The organism is Streptomyces sp. SCSIO ZS0520, from assembly GCF_025643355.1.
GTDB classification, from domain to species: domain Bacteria; phylum Actinomycetota; class Actinomycetes; order Streptomycetales; family Streptomycetaceae; genus Streptomyces; species Streptomyces physcomitrii.
The window spans coordinates 5,122,772-5,136,643 of the sequence record NZ_CP092644.1 but is presented as its reverse complement, the minus strand read 5'-3'; the positions used below and the strand labels follow the sequence as shown (position 1 = coordinate 5,136,643).

Annotated in this window: 4 protein-coding genes and 1 pseudogene; all 5 read right to left on the bottom strand. The window is 75.3% G+C overall.

All coding sequences use genetic code 11. The annotated features are described in order from the left end of the window. The gene (locus MID12_RS20410; RefSeq protein WP_263169647.1) at positions 1 to 1,785 is read right to left on the bottom strand and encodes a serine/threonine-protein kinase; all 1,785 of its coding nucleotides are present in this window, start codon (positions 1,783 to 1,785) and stop codon (positions 1 to 3) included. A gap of 236 nt (positions 1,786 to 2,021) precedes the next feature. After that, positions 2,022 to 3,653, bottom strand: a complete 1,632-nt coding sequence (locus MID12_RS20405) for a serine/threonine-protein kinase (protein ID WP_263169645.1) — start codon at positions 3,651 to 3,653, stop codon at positions 2,022 to 2,024. A gap of 99 nt (positions 3,654 to 3,752) precedes the next feature. Next, positions 3,753 to 5,336, bottom strand: a complete 1,584-nt coding sequence (locus MID12_RS20400) for a serine/threonine-protein kinase (RefSeq protein WP_040252784.1) — start codon at positions 5,334 to 5,336, stop codon at positions 3,753 to 3,755. Between the two features lie 361 nt (positions 5,337 to 5,697). Further along, positions 5,698 to 9,291: a protein kinase domain-containing protein gene (locus MID12_RS20395; protein ID WP_263169642.1), complete on the bottom strand. Its 3,594-nt coding sequence runs from the start codon at positions 9,289 to 9,291 to the stop codon at positions 5,698 to 5,700. Positions 9,292 to 12,866: 3,575 nt separating this feature from the next. After that, positions 12,867 to 13,748 (bottom strand): annotated as a pseudogene (locus tag MID12_RS20390) (serine/threonine-protein kinase); the annotation flags it as partial. Positions 13,749 to 13,872: the final 124 nt, after the last annotated feature.

Below are 13,872 nucleotides of genomic sequence, written 5' to 3'. Positions count from 1 at the left end.
TCAGAGCTTGCTGATCTCCAGGTTCTCGATCGCCCCGTCGGCGACCTCCCGGCCGCGCTCGACGAAATCGCCCTTGCCCGGGTAGCCGATGATCAGCTTGTACATGTCCCCGGCCTTCGACTTGTAGTAGAAGATCCGGATCTCCCGGGGGTGGCGCCGGTCGTCGCCGGTCCCCTCGGTGTACGTACCGGTGTTCTCGGCGGACTCCCCGCCCTTGTACGTCGTCTTGTCGGTGTGCATCTTCAGGCCCGAGTCGGAGCCGATGCCGAGGTCGGACTCGCCGGTCTCCTGGAAGGTCTCGGCGTCGTCGTAGGCCTCGGCGGTCGCCGAACCGGCAATGTTGCCGAGGCTGTCGTCCTTCTTGGCGTCGACCTGGAGCCGGACCCAGATCGCGCCGCTCGGATCGGTGTACTCGACCCAGCCCTGGTCCGAATCGTCCTCCTCCGGAACGTACTTGACGTACGACTCGGGCACCGACACCGTCGCCCCGAGCCCCTTCGCCTCGTCGTCCTTCCAGCCCTCGGCGGAGGAGCCGCCGAAGGGGTCGGCGAGGACCACGCCCACCACGAGGACGGCGGCCACCAGGACGGCGCCGATGCCGAGCAGCGCCTTGCGGCTCAGGGTGACGCCCTGGGCGCCGCCGGGTCCCGCGGCCCGCACCGTGGGGGCGGGCGGCGGCGCGGGCGCGGCGGCCTGCTCCAGGAGCTGGCGCACCCGGGCGGCGGCCGGGCGCTGCGCCGGGTCCTTGTGCAGCAGGCCGTTGATGGCGTCGGCGAGCGGGCCCCGCGCGGAGGCGGGCGCGGCGGGCGTCGCGTTCAGTACCGACTGGAGGGTGGCGGGGGTGTTGTTGCGGCGGAAGGGCGAGACGCCCTCGGTCGCCGCGTAGAGCACCACGCCGAGCGACCAGAGATCGCTCGCCGGTCCCGGCCGCTGCCCGAGGACGCGTTCGGGGGCGATGAACTCCGGTGACCCGACGAAGCCGCCGGTGTCGGTCAGATTGGTCTCGCCCTCGATCTGGGCGATGCCGAAGTCGGTGAGGACCACCCGCTCGTGGCGGCCGAGCAGCACGTTGTCCGGCTTCACATCGCGGTGCAGGACACCCCCCTGGTGCGCGGCGTCCAGGGCGCCGAGCACCTCGAGGCCGATCCGGGCGGCCTCGCGCGCGCCGAGGGTGCCCTCCTGGAGCGCCTCGCCGAGGGTGCGGCCCTGGACGAACTCCATGACGATCCACGGCTGGCCGTCCTCGACGGCGACATCGTGCACGCTGACCACCGCGGGGTGGTCGAGCCGGGCGGCGGCCCGCGCCTCGCGGCGCATCCGCTCGAAGACCGTGGCGCGTTCGCGTTCGGGAAGGTGGTCCGGGACCCGGGGCTCCTTGACCGCCACCTCCCGGTCGACGGTCTCGTCCTTGGCCCGCCAGACGGTGCCCATGCCGCCGTGCCCGAGCTTGGCGAGCAGCCGGTAGCGCCCGGCGATCAGGCGGCCCGCCCCCGGGTCGGGCTGCGCCTGCTGGTGCGGCACCGCCTGGGTCGGCTGGGCGTACGGCGCGGGGGGCGCGGGCGGCGCCTGCTGACCGGGATGCGGTCCGGGGCCCTGCGGCGGCTGACCGTGCCCCTGCTGCTGCCCGGGGTACCCGTACCCGCCCTGCTGCGGCTGCTGCCCCTGGGGAACCCCGCCGTACGGGGCTCCCGGCTCCTGGGGCCGAGGCGGCTGGAGTCCGTAGCTGGTGGTCTCGCCGGACCCGCTGCCGCCGGATCCGTAGGGGGCTCCCCCGTCGTTGCTCATGCATCCCTCTCTATCGCGTGGGGAGGCGCCACTTCCAGTCCGGTCACAGAGCCGTGACCCGCCGCCCCGCTTTGCCCCGTTTTCCGGGTCCGGGCAGCGGAGGCACACCCTCCCGATCCGTACCTTTTGGGAGTTGACCCGTTACGTACGGTCAGCCCCCGGTGGTCCCGAGGCCCGGCGCACGCGGCCGGAACGGTCGGCCGCGGCCGGATCCGGTCAGTGGCGGCCGGACCCGGTCAGTCGCGGCCGGTGACCTGGAAGCCCGAGGCGGCCGTGTCGAAGTGCTCCTTCGCCTCCTGGAGCCGCCCGACGGGGGCGGAGACCCAGACGTCGTACATCCGCCCGCCCTCCTCCCAGCAGAGGTCGAAGGTGTGCCGCGGGCCCTCCTCGGCGGTGAAGCCGTCCCAGGTGAACTCCCAGAGGGCGGCGGGGTGTTCACCGTGGGTGGTCTCGGTGACCGTGCCCGCGCGGTAGCCCGGGTTGTGGTCCGGGCCCGCGGCGTGGGCGCGGCGCATCACGGCGAGCGGGCCGCCCTCCTCCGGGTCCGCCTCCTTGACGCCGATCCGGAAGACGGAACCGGGCGAGAGGTAGAAGACGCGGTCGCCGTCGAGCGAACGGGTGTACCCGGCAGGGACGTTGAGCGAGAAGCCCCTCGGGTCCTCGGCGCGGCGGTAGCCCGCGGGCGGCGCGGGGGCGGTGCCGCCGGGCGGGCTCGCGCTCGGCCCGGGCCCGGTGCCGGTGGCCGAACTCCCGGGCGCGGCGGGCGAGTCGGTACGGGTGGCCGAACTGCCCGGCGTACCCGGCGAGTCGGTGCTGTCGCCGAGACTCAGCGCCACCGCCGCGACCCCGGCGCCGAGGCCTGCCGCGAGCAGCGCGGCGGCGGCCAGCGCGGGGCGCCCGAACCGCCGGGGCCCGGCCGGTGCCGCGGGCGCCCGGAGCAGGCCGACGCCGGGCTCGGTGGGGACGTAGGCGTCGGGGGCGAGGCTGCCGGGGGCCGGGTGTTCCGGCGAGGCCTGGCCCACGGCGGGCGGCATGCGGCCGGTGTCGAGGTAGGCGCGCAGCAGCCGTTCGGCCTCGGGGGCGGTGAGCCTGCGGGCCGGGTCGCGCTCCAGGAGCCCGGTCACCACCGGGAGCAGCGCGGCGGCCTCGGCGGGCGGGCGGATCTCGTCGAAGACCACGGCGTGCAGCACCCCGCCGAGGGACTCCCGGTGGAAGGGCGAGACCCCGCTGACGATCGCGCAGAGCAGCGCGCCGAGCGACCAGAGATCGCACTCGGGGCCGATCCGGCCGCCCGACATCCGCTCCGGGGCGGTGTATTCGGGCGAGCCGACGAAGGAGCCGGTCTCGGTGAGCGTGGTCGCGCCGTTCACGTGCGCGATGCCGAAGTCGGTGAGGACCACCCGCCCCAACTCCCCGTCGACCAGGACGTTGGCGGGTTTGAGGTCGCGGTGCAGGACGCCCGCCTCGTGCGCGGTGCGCAGGGCGCCGAGCAGCGCGAGGGCGATCCGGGCGGCCTCCGGCGCCGGGACCGGCCCGTCCGCGAAGACCCGGCTCTGCAGGGAGCCGCCCTCGACCAGCTCCATCACGATGAAGAGGCGTTCCTCGTGCTCCACGACGTCGTGCACGACCACCACATGCGGGTGCCGCAACTGGGCCACCGCGCGGGCCTCGCGCAGCGTACGGTCGCGGCGCCCGCGCGCCTCCCGGGGCGAGAGGGAGTCGTCGGTGTCGAGTTCCTTGACCGCGACCGGGCGCCCGAGCAGCTGGTCCTCGGCCCGCCAGACCACACCCATGCCGCCGCGCCCGAGCCGCTCCCGCAGCCGGTAGCGGCCCGCGATGACGCGGACGGTGTCCCCCTCGCTGCCCATGGAGTCATCATGCCCCACGGTGGCCAGCGGGTTTGCGGCTTGCGGAGGCGGCCCACCGGGACGCGCCGGAGCCGTCCGCCGTACGTGTGGCGGGGCGGCCTATTCGCGCCAACTCCGCAGGATCGAGCCGAACTGCTTGCGCGCCTCGGCCCAGTCCTTCTCGGGGGAGGAGAGGTAGAGCGCGTACTCGACCCCCTCCGCGCTGACATAGGTCTGCTCGATCGCCCGGCGCGGCCCCGGATGCTCGCCGGAGGCCCCCGCGGTCCAGGTGAACTCCCAGAGGGAGCCCTTGCGGTCGCGGTAGACGTTCGGCTCCATCTGGAGCCTGCGGTAGGCGGTCAGCTTCTCCACCGACTTCTCCAGGGCGAGCTGGTGCAGCCGTACGTCGTCGTAGTCGGGCGAGGTGTCGCGGCTGATGCGGACGAAGTGCTCCCCGCCGTCCGGGGTGTAGTCGATCTGCCCCTCGTTCACCTCGCGCTTCCAGCCGCGCGGCAGCGAGAGCGAGAAGCCCTCCGGGTCGTGCACCCGCTCCCAGCCCTCGGGGGTCTCGGCGGAGCCCGTCGCGCCCGGCGAGGCGCCCCGGCTGTCGTCCTGGCGCTGGTTCCACAGGTGCACCCCGGCCGCCGTGCCGCCGCCGACCAGCGCGGCGGCGAGCACCACGGCCAGGATCCGGCGCCGGGCGCGCCCGCGCGGGGCGGGGGCCGGAGCCGGTCCGGAGCCGCCGTACCGCTGCGGCTCCCCGGGCGGGTACGGGCGGCCGTAGGAGGGGGTGTGCTCGTACGGGTGCGGGTCGGGTCCCGGGAGCGTGGCCGACTCGCGCCGCTCGGGGCCCGGTTGCGGCGGCACCTGCGGCAGGGTCACCTCGGGGCTGCCGCCGCGGGCCACCTCGGCGAGGAGTTGCTCGGCCTCGGCGGGGCCCGGCCGGTGGCGCGGGTCCTTGCGCAGCAGGGCGGTGATCACCGGTCCGAGCGCCTCGGCCCGCGCGGGCGGCGCCGGTTCCTCGTCGACCACCGCCTGCATGGTGTTGAGCGGGGTGGTGCGCCGGAAGGGCGAGACGCCCTCGACCGCGGTGTAGAGGGTCGCGCCCAGCGCCCACAGGTCGGCGGAGGGCCCGGGCTCGGCGCCGCGGACCCGCTCGGGCGCCAGGTAGTCCACCGAGCCGACGATCTCCCCGGTGCGGGTGAGCGTCGAATCGCCCTCGACCTGGGCGATGCCGAAGTCGGTGAGGAGCACCCGGCCGTCGTCGGCGAGCAGGACGTTGCCGGGCTTGACGTCCCGGTGCAGCACCCCGGCGGCGTGCGCGGCGCGCAGGGCGCGCAGCACCCACAGGCCGATCCGGGCCGCCCGCCGGGCCTCGACGCCGCCGTCCTGTTTGACGGTGTCGGCGAGGGAGGTGCCCTCGACCAGCTCCATCACGATCCACGGGCGGTCGTCGTGTTCGAGGACGTCGTGCACGGTGACCACGGCCGGGTGGTTGATCCGCGCGGCGGCCCGTGCCTCGGTCTGGGTGCGGGCGAGCAGTACCGAGCGGTCGGAGTCCTGCACGTACTGAGCGGCCGTCAACTCCTTGACGGCGACGGCCCGGTGGAGGAGTTCGTCCTGAGCGCGCCAGACCCGGCCCATGCCGCCCCGGCCGATGGTCTCGCCGAGCCGGTAGCGGCCGCCGAGGAGCAGGCCCTGCATCTGGTTCACATTCCCCCGCACTGCCCCCGAACAATGGTCTCGACGTCCCCAGACTAAGGACCCGGACCCGCCCGGGGAACGGCGGCTCCCGCAAGGAGACCGCACTGTGACGCTTGTCGCGCCGCACCGGTGCGACGCCGGGCGGCCGGGAGCACTCCGCCCCTGCCGGTACGGAGGCGGGCGGCCCGGGAGACGGCGTACACCCGCCGGACCAGGGCGAGTTGAGGCGGCGCGGCGTGCGGGGGTGTACGGGGTGGTGGTGCGGGCGGCACCGGGCCCGAGGGTCTCGAAGCGTCAACTCGCCCCGTGCGGGGCGGCGTTGTGATCCGTACGCCCGAACTCCCCGAACCGGCCGATCCGTTCAGCCCGTGAACCGGTAACTCGCCGAGGCCTGCTCGTAGAAGCGGGTCACCTCGTCGCGCTGGGTCTCCGGGCCGATGACCTGGAGGACGTGGTAGCGCCCGCCGAAGACCATCGCCAGATTGCGGACGAAGACCTCGCGCCCGTCCGACTCCTGCCAGGTGAACTGCCCTTCGGCCATCCGGCGCCCGCCGACGTCGATGCTGCGCATGCCGGAGGAGGTGGCCCAGGTCGAGTCGCGGAAGGGCTGGAGCTCGTACTCCCGCTCGCGCTGGTACGACATCGGGTCGTCCCCGAAGGTGGCGGTGCTGTCCCGGCCCGGGGTGATCAGCAGGGTGAACTGGCCGTTGGTGTAACGGACTTGCTTGCGGGCGTTCTTCGGGGTGCGGGTCCAGCTCTCCGGGACCTGGACCTGGAAGCCCTCCTTGTCCTTGCGGAGTGCGTAGCCCGCGGGGAGTTCGGGGTTGGTGGTCTGCGGCTGCTCGGAACCCGGGTTCTGCGGGTCGCCGGACTGCCCGCCGTCCTCGCCCGGGCTCTCCTCGGAGGTGGGCCCCGGCTGCTGGCCGGTGGCGCCGCCGGAGCCGGGCCGGTTGTCGCCGCCCGCGTTCTCCTCGGACTTGGGCAGGAACAGCATCGCGAAGGCGAGCGCCCCGACCAGGCCGACGAGGACCAGGATCAGCAGGGTGCGGCCGAGCGAACGGGGCTCGCGTCCACCGCGCCCCGCGGGCCGCTTCTTGCCGATCCGGGGTTCCCGCGGCGCCCGCGGCTCCGGCTTCGGGCGCGCCGGACGCTCCCGGCCCGCCTTCTCGCGCACCGGGTCCTGGCGGGCGGGCCGTTCGCGTACCGGCGCGTGTTCGCGGGCCACGTGCTGTTCGCGGGCCGCCGCCTCGCGGGCGGCCCGCTTGTGGCGGGCGGGCTTCGCCGCGCCCCGCCGCCGCCAGCGCCGCACCAGCTCACCGCGGCGCCGCACGATCGGCAGCAGATGCGGATCGGCCGGCGGGCCCGCCACCACCTGCGCGCCCGCCTCGGGCTCCGGCGCCGAACGCACCAGGGACCGCAGCCAGCCGCGCAGTTCCTCGAAGTCGAGGCGTTCGGTGGGGTCTTGGCGCAGCAGCGACTCGACCACCGGCCGCAGCGGCCCGCACTCCTCGGCGAAGGCGGGCGGCTCCGCGCACACCAGCTGCACCAGCTCGCTCGTACTGTCCTCCGGGTACGGGGCATAGCCCTGCACCGCGCGGAAGAGCAGCGCGCCCAGCGCCCACAGGTCGGTGGCGGGCCCGATCGGCGCGGCCAGCTGCCAGTTCTCGTGCACCGGCCCGGCCTGCTCGGGCGCCCACCGCTCGGTCACCGGACCGACCACGGCCATCCGCGCCTGCCGCGCCCGCTCGGCGGCCAGCGCGGTGGCGGGCCCCCGGCGCCGCACCGGCGCCTGATCCTCCGGCACATCCCAGCCGGAGGGCCAGGAGGGGGCGGGGCGCTCGGCGTGCCGGTCGGTGCCGGCCGCCGGGTCCTGGGCGCGGGGAGCGTCTGCGGGGTGCAACTCCTCGGCGCCGTACGGGGATTCGCCGTGCGGCGCCAACTCGCGGGACGAGTACGGGGTTTCACCACGCGGCGCCAACTGGCGGGAGGGGTACGGGGTTTCACCGTAGGCCGCCGAACGGCCGGAGCCGGAACCGAAGTCGGAGTCGGAGTCGGTGCCGGAGTCGGCGCCAGGGCCGGAGTCGGAAGGGGCCTCGCCGCGGGTCGACTCCCCTGCGCCGTACGGGACTTCGCCCTGGGGCGCCCTCTCACCCGGGCCGTACGGGGAGGCGCCCGCCCCGGCCGGGTCGCGGTCCCAGCCGAGCGGCAGCGGCGGGAGGCCGGTGGGCCGGGGCGCCGAGGGCTGCTCGCCCGCTTCCCTGCGGGGAACGGCACCGTGCCAGGGCTCGGCCGGACCGCCGTGCACCCCGTAGGGATCGGCGATACGGCCGGGCGGCGTGACGAGGTCCTCGGGCGCGGTCCGTACGCTGTCGCCCGGCCGGGAGTGCGGGGAGCGCGGCGGCACCGGTGCGGAGGGGTCGGCGGGGGCGTCTCCGCGGGGGCTCTGGACGCCCTGGCCGCGGTCGGCGGAGGGCGGGGCGGGTCGGCGCTGCGGTCCTCGGGGCGAGCCGGGCTGCTGCTGGCCGTAGGGTGCCTCGGATTGTTGCTGCTGGCCGTGGGACGCCTCGGAGCGCGGCCGGTCGTAGGGCGCCTCGGAGCGCGGCCGATCGTGGCGCGCCTCGGGTGACTGCTGCTGGCCGTGGGGCGGTCCGGATGAGGGCCGCTGATCCCGCTGGCCTCGGGACGGCTCGGGCTGCTGCTGCCGTCCGTACGGCGACTCGCCCCGCTGCTCCCGGGCCTGCTGCGCGCGCTGCTGCTCGTCCGCCTGGCGGCCGCGCTGCTGCTGCTCGCTGTGCCGGGCGGCGGCCCGGGTGCCCGCCTGGTAGGCGGCGATCGCCGAGCCCGCGCGGGGCGGGCGGCCGGAGTCGCCGGGGCCCGAACTGCCGTCGCCGTAAGGCGCGTTGCGGTCCTGGGAGCCCGGAGTCCCCGGGCGCGGGGCATCCTGTGCCTCCCGCGCACGGCCCTGCTCCCGCGCACCGCCCTGCTCCGGGGCGCGGCCCTCTCCGGCGGTCCCGCGGCCGGTGCCTTCGGGCAGGGCCGCCGCCCCGCGGCCGTACCCCTCCGGGAGCGCCGCCGAGACGCCCCGCTGCCGGGCCTGGGTGAGTCCGTGCGTACGGCTGCCGCCCGCGCCTTCCGGTGCCGAGGTGCCGCGGGCCCCGCCGCGCGCCGGGCCCGGGGTGCCGCGGTCTTCCGAGCCGCCGTGCCCGGGGCCTCGGCGCGGTCCGCCGACCGGCTGGGAGCCGGTGTCGTCCTGGAGGGCGCCGCCCGGTCCCGGGGGGCCGTCGTGCGGCGGCTCGGGGCGCGGGTCGTAGCCGCAGAGCGCCTCCTCGGCCGCCCCGGCGGCCAGCCCGGTGAGCATCACCCGGCCGTCGTCGCAGATGAGCACGGTACGGGCGGTGATGTTGCGGTGCACCCAGCCGTGCGCGTGCAGGGCGCGCAGGGCGGTCACCACATCGGCGGCGACCTCGGCCGCCCGGTACGGCGAGAGCGGTTCGTCCGCGAGGAAGGCCGCGAGCGAGCGGGCCGCGACGAGTTCGGTGACGATCCAGAGCGAGCCGCCCTCGGCGAAGACGTCGAAGACCTGGTCGAGCCGCGGGTGGTCCGGCACCTGCGCCGCCGCCTGCGCGGCCTCGATGGCACGCTGCACCACCGGATCGGCCGAGCTGCGCACCTCGGCGCCCTCGCCCTTGGCCCCGGCGGCGGTACGTCCCCGCTCCCCCGCCCGGCCACCGGCACCGGGCGCCCCGCGACCGCCCCGGCTGACATACCCCTCCGGCAGGCCTTCGGAGTCGAGCACCTCCGCCTCGACGACCTCGGGCAACGGCACCTGCCGGACGAGGACTTCCTGCCCGCTGTACGTGTCGAAGGCGCGGGTCTGGGAGACTTCGTGCCCGCCCGAGGTGGGCAGCGGCAGACGGTAGCGACCGGCCAGTACCCGGCCCGCGTACTCCTCCATGTCGCCTCCCCCGCCGCGCGGTGCGGTCGATTCCGTTCCCGGTCAGATCTGTTCGCCTTGCGCCCCGCTTGCGCACCGCTTCGGATGCAGACGGTCCGCAAGGCTTCACGATACGTGCCGACAGCACCACGTACCGAACGGATCCCACAACTTCCGTCCCCCACAACAAGCCGCCCAGCTCAGGGGCACCAACTCCCGGGGCCCGTCCGGCCGTTCGACCCCGGTGGAGCCCACCCGGGGGCCGAGCGGAGGCCGAGCAGGGGCCGGGCGGAGGGGTTTCGCGCCCACTTCCGGGCGCGTGCTCCCCGGGACCGCGGCTCCGGACTCCGCTCCGGCGGGTTCCGGACCTCGGTCAGGCTGTTCCTCCGGATTCCGCTCCGGCCGTCCCCCGGACTCCGCTCGGACGGTCGACCCGACTCCGCCCGGACGGTCGACTGGGCTCGGCTCGGGCGGTTCGACCGGGCTCGGCTCGGGCGGTTCGCTCGCGCTCCCCCGCTCGGGGCCTCTCCCCGGGCTGAGGGTTAATGCCGACTGCCGACTCAGGACTTCTTCGGGGTGAAGGTGCCGGTGAACACCTTCCAGGTGTCGCGGCGCTGGTCGGTGTCCCAGTCCGCGTCCTTCGCCGTGTACATGAGCGCGTAGCCGAGGGTGGGCCCGACCACGAAACCGCGGTCGATGGAGCGGTACTTCACGCCCTTGTCGACGTACGTGAACTCCCAGTCCGCCGTTTCCCAGTCCCGGAAGCCGACCTTCTCTATCCGGATGCGGTGGTACTGCGACCGCTGCATGTACTGCTCCTGGCTGCGCCAGTCCGCGACGGGGTTGTCCTTGGGCGTCGAGGTCCAGCCGACCAGGAGCTTCTGGCCGTCCGGCCCTTCGAAGCGGGCACCGGCCGCACTGGTCGAGGTGTACTTCCAGCCCTTGGGCAGACCGATCGAGAAGCCCTGGGAGTGGCGGTAGGTCGTGACGGTGTCCTCGATTCCGCTGCCGCCGTCCGAGCCGCCGTTCCGGCCGGGGTCGTGGCCCTCGCCCGCGTCCTCGCCGGGCTCGCTGCCCTCGCCCTTGCCGTCGTCGCCCTTCCCGCCGTCGTCCTTGCCGTCCTCGCCCTTGTCCTTGTCCTTGCCGGTGTCCTGGCCCTGGTCGTCCTGGCCTCCGCTGCCGCCCGAACCGGCGCCCGCCGAGGTGTTCTTGTCCCCGCCCGGGCCACCCTTCCCGGCCTGGTCCGAGTCATCGCGCAGGGCCAGCCCGAGCACGGTGGCCACCACCGCGAGTGCCAGCACCGCCGCCGCGATCACCAGCGCCCGGCGCGGCACCCCGGCGAGCGGCGAACCGGAGGATGACCCGTCTGCTCCGCCACCGGAGGGCGGCCCACTCGGCGCGGCGGGGGTCCCGGCACTCGCCCCGGCAGCCAGCCCGGCCGTACCCGAGGCGCCTCCGGTACCGGAGGCCGAGGCCGATCCGGAGCCGGTACCGGAGGCCGGAGCCGAGCCCGAACCGGTGCCGGTCCCCGAAGCCGAGGCTGCCCCGGCACCCGCTCCCGCCATGCCGGACAGTACGGCGGTACGGGGGTCCGCGGAGGGCTTCGGCGGGGTGGTGGCGCTCCCGGCGCCTGGGGCACCAGCGGCACCCGAAGCGGCAGCACCCGAGGCGGCCGCCGCACCCGCGGAGCCCTTGCCTGCGGTGCCGGTGCCGGTGCCGGTGCCGGTGCCAGTGCCAGTGCCAGTGCCAGTGCCGGAAACGGCCTTGCCGGAGGCTCCGGTGCCCGAAGTCCCTTGGCCTGACGTTCCCTTGCCCGACTTCGCACCGCCGGACTTCGCAGTGTCAGACTTCGCAGTGCCCGTAGAAGGCGAGCCCGAGGCGGGCGTGCCGGAAGCCGCCGTACCCGAGGCGGACTGAGCGCCGGGCTTCTCGTTGCGTGCGGTGGCCGCCGCGGCGGCACCGGTGAGGTGCACCGTCCGCGGATCGGCGACGGGCTTGTCCTCGGAGGCGGCCTTGTCCTCGGGGGCGGCCTCGTCCTCGGGGGCGGCCTCGTCCTCGGCAAGAGCCTTCCCCGCGGCAGGCGCCTCGCCCTCGGCGGGGATCTCGTCCTCGACGGGGGCCCCGCCCTCCGCGGCAGCCTCGTCCCCGGCAGAGACCTTGTCCTCGGCAGGCACATCGGCCCCGGCAGGCACCTTGTCCTCGGAACTGCCGTTGCCGCCCTCGGACTTCGGCTTCGCCTCGGTGTCCGAGGAGCCCTTGCCCTCGGTCCCGGCCGTCGCCCGGGCGCCTCCCGCTCCCGCGAGGTCCTTGCCCAGGGCCAGCGTTCCGCCCTCGACGGCAGCGACGGTGCCCACAGCCGCGGCCGACTTGCCCGCGCCCTGGTCCGAGTCCGCGTCCCGGCCCTTGTCCTCGCCGGAACCGCGCTGGGAACGGCTCTCCTCAGAACCGTCCCCGTCGGGACCGCCCTGGTCGGAAGCTTCCTTGCCGGAAGCCTCCTTGCCCGAACCGCGCTCTTCAGCGCCGCCCTTCTCCGAACCGCTCGCTTCCGAACCGCTCGCCTTCGAACCGCCCTTGTCCTCAACGGACTTGTCCGCCCCAGGCACACCGAAGGCCGCGTCGACCAGATCCGTAGCCGGTGCCACGTCCTCCGCGACGGCGGAGTCTTCAGAACCGGCGGACCCGACAGACCCAGCGGAGTCAGCAGACCCGGCAGAGTCGGCGGACCCGCCGGAATCGGCGGACCCGATCGAGTCGACGGGGTCGACGGAGTCAGAGGAATCGACAGAGTCAGCGGAATCGGCAGAGCCATCAGGCTCACCGGACGCACCAGACCTATCGGACGCACCCGACTCGGCGGAATCAGCCTCAGAAGCCCGCTTCTTGCCCGAGTCCGAAGAGCTGACCGCAGGCAGCACAGCCGTCTTCGCCACCTCGGCCACCGGCGCCGAGTCCCCGGCCTCTGCCGCGACCCCTGCGCCTGCCTCGGCCCCTGCCGAGCTGTCGGCCCCGTTGGTGTCCTCCTCCGGCGCGTCCGCGGCCAGGCCGCCGGTGACAGCCGTGCCCGAGGCGGCACCCACCGCCGCGTCCAGGCCGCCGAGCCCGGCAAGGGTCTTCCTGTCCTGGGCGAGCTGCTCGGCCGACTTCTCCTGAGCGCCCGGCTGCGCGACCGGCGCGGCCGGCTCTTCCCCGGTGACCGGCGCGGCGGTCGGCCTGTCCGGCGCGGAAGGGCCCGCCGGGGCCCCCGCACCCGTACCGGCGCCGCGCTTCGGGAGGCGTGAACCGCCGCTCTGCTGGCTCTGCTTGGCCCGACTCTCGCCGGAGCCGCCCGCGGCCTTGCGTACCGCTCGCAGGGCGCCGCGCAGGCGCTCCGCGACATCCTCGGAGCGCTTGCCCGAGGTGGCCGGAGCATCCGGGGCCGCCGTGCTGCCCGCCGCTGCGGACGCGGAGCCCTCGGCGGCCGGGGCCGGGCCGAAGCCGCCGGTGGACGGGCCGAAGCCGCCCGTGGACGGGGCCGGGCCGGGGGTCCCGGTCTCGCGGGCGGCGTCGCCCGGCGGACGGGTGGGCGGCGGCGGGACCCGCAGATGGTGGGTCGACCGGTCGGACCTGGGCGCGGGCGACGGTTCGGGGGCGTGCACCAGGGCGGTGAGCAGGGCGCGGGCGCCCGCGTCGTCGAGGCGCTGGTCGGGGTCCTTGGCGAGCAGTCCGTAGATGACCTGGGAGAGCTTCTCGCCCGCGTTCTTCGGCGGTTCGACCGGCTCGGTCATCACCGCGGTGAGGGTGGCGATGGCGGTGCCCTTGTCGTAGGGCGGGCCGCCCTCCACCGCCGCGTAGAGCAGGCCGCCGAGGGACCAGAGGTCGGCCGCGGGGCCGGGCTTGTGGCCGCGGGCGCGCTCCGGCGAGATGTAGGAGGGGGCGCCGACGAGCATGCCGGTGGAGGTGATCGAGGGGTCGCCCTCGACCTGGGCGATGCCGAAGTCGGTGAGCACGACCCGGCCGTCCTCGGACATCAGGACGTTGGAGGGCTTCACGTCCCGGTGCAGGATGCCCTCGCGGTGCGCCGAGCGCAGCACGTCGAGGACGGCGAGCCCCACCTCGGCCGCGCGGCGCGGGGTGAGCACCCCGTCCTGCCGGATCACGTCCGCGAGGGACTTGCCCTCGACCAGCTCCATCACGATCCAGGGGCGGTCGTCCTCGTCCACGACGTCGTAGACGGTGACCGCGCTGGAGTTGCGGATCCGCGCGATCGCCTTGGCCTCGCGCAGGGTGCGGGTGATCAGGCGGCGCTTGTCCTCGTCGTCGATGGCGGACGGGAAGCGCAGCTCCTTCACGGCGACCGAGCGGCCCAGCGTCTCGTCCAGCGCCCGCCACACGGTCCCCATGCCACCGCGGCCGAGGACGTCCTGCAGCCGGTAGCGACCGGCGAGGAGACGTTCCCCCTTGTCCTGACGGGTCGCCCCCGTCTTCTCCGCCTCCGACATGAGTCCCCTCTGCACCGTGCTCGCAACCCGCCCCGAAAGTGCCACCATTGTCCCTCACGCGGGGACCGTGCGGCGCCGCAGGGTCCACCGTCTTGCATCATGGGCACACCCCGGCGCCCGGCAC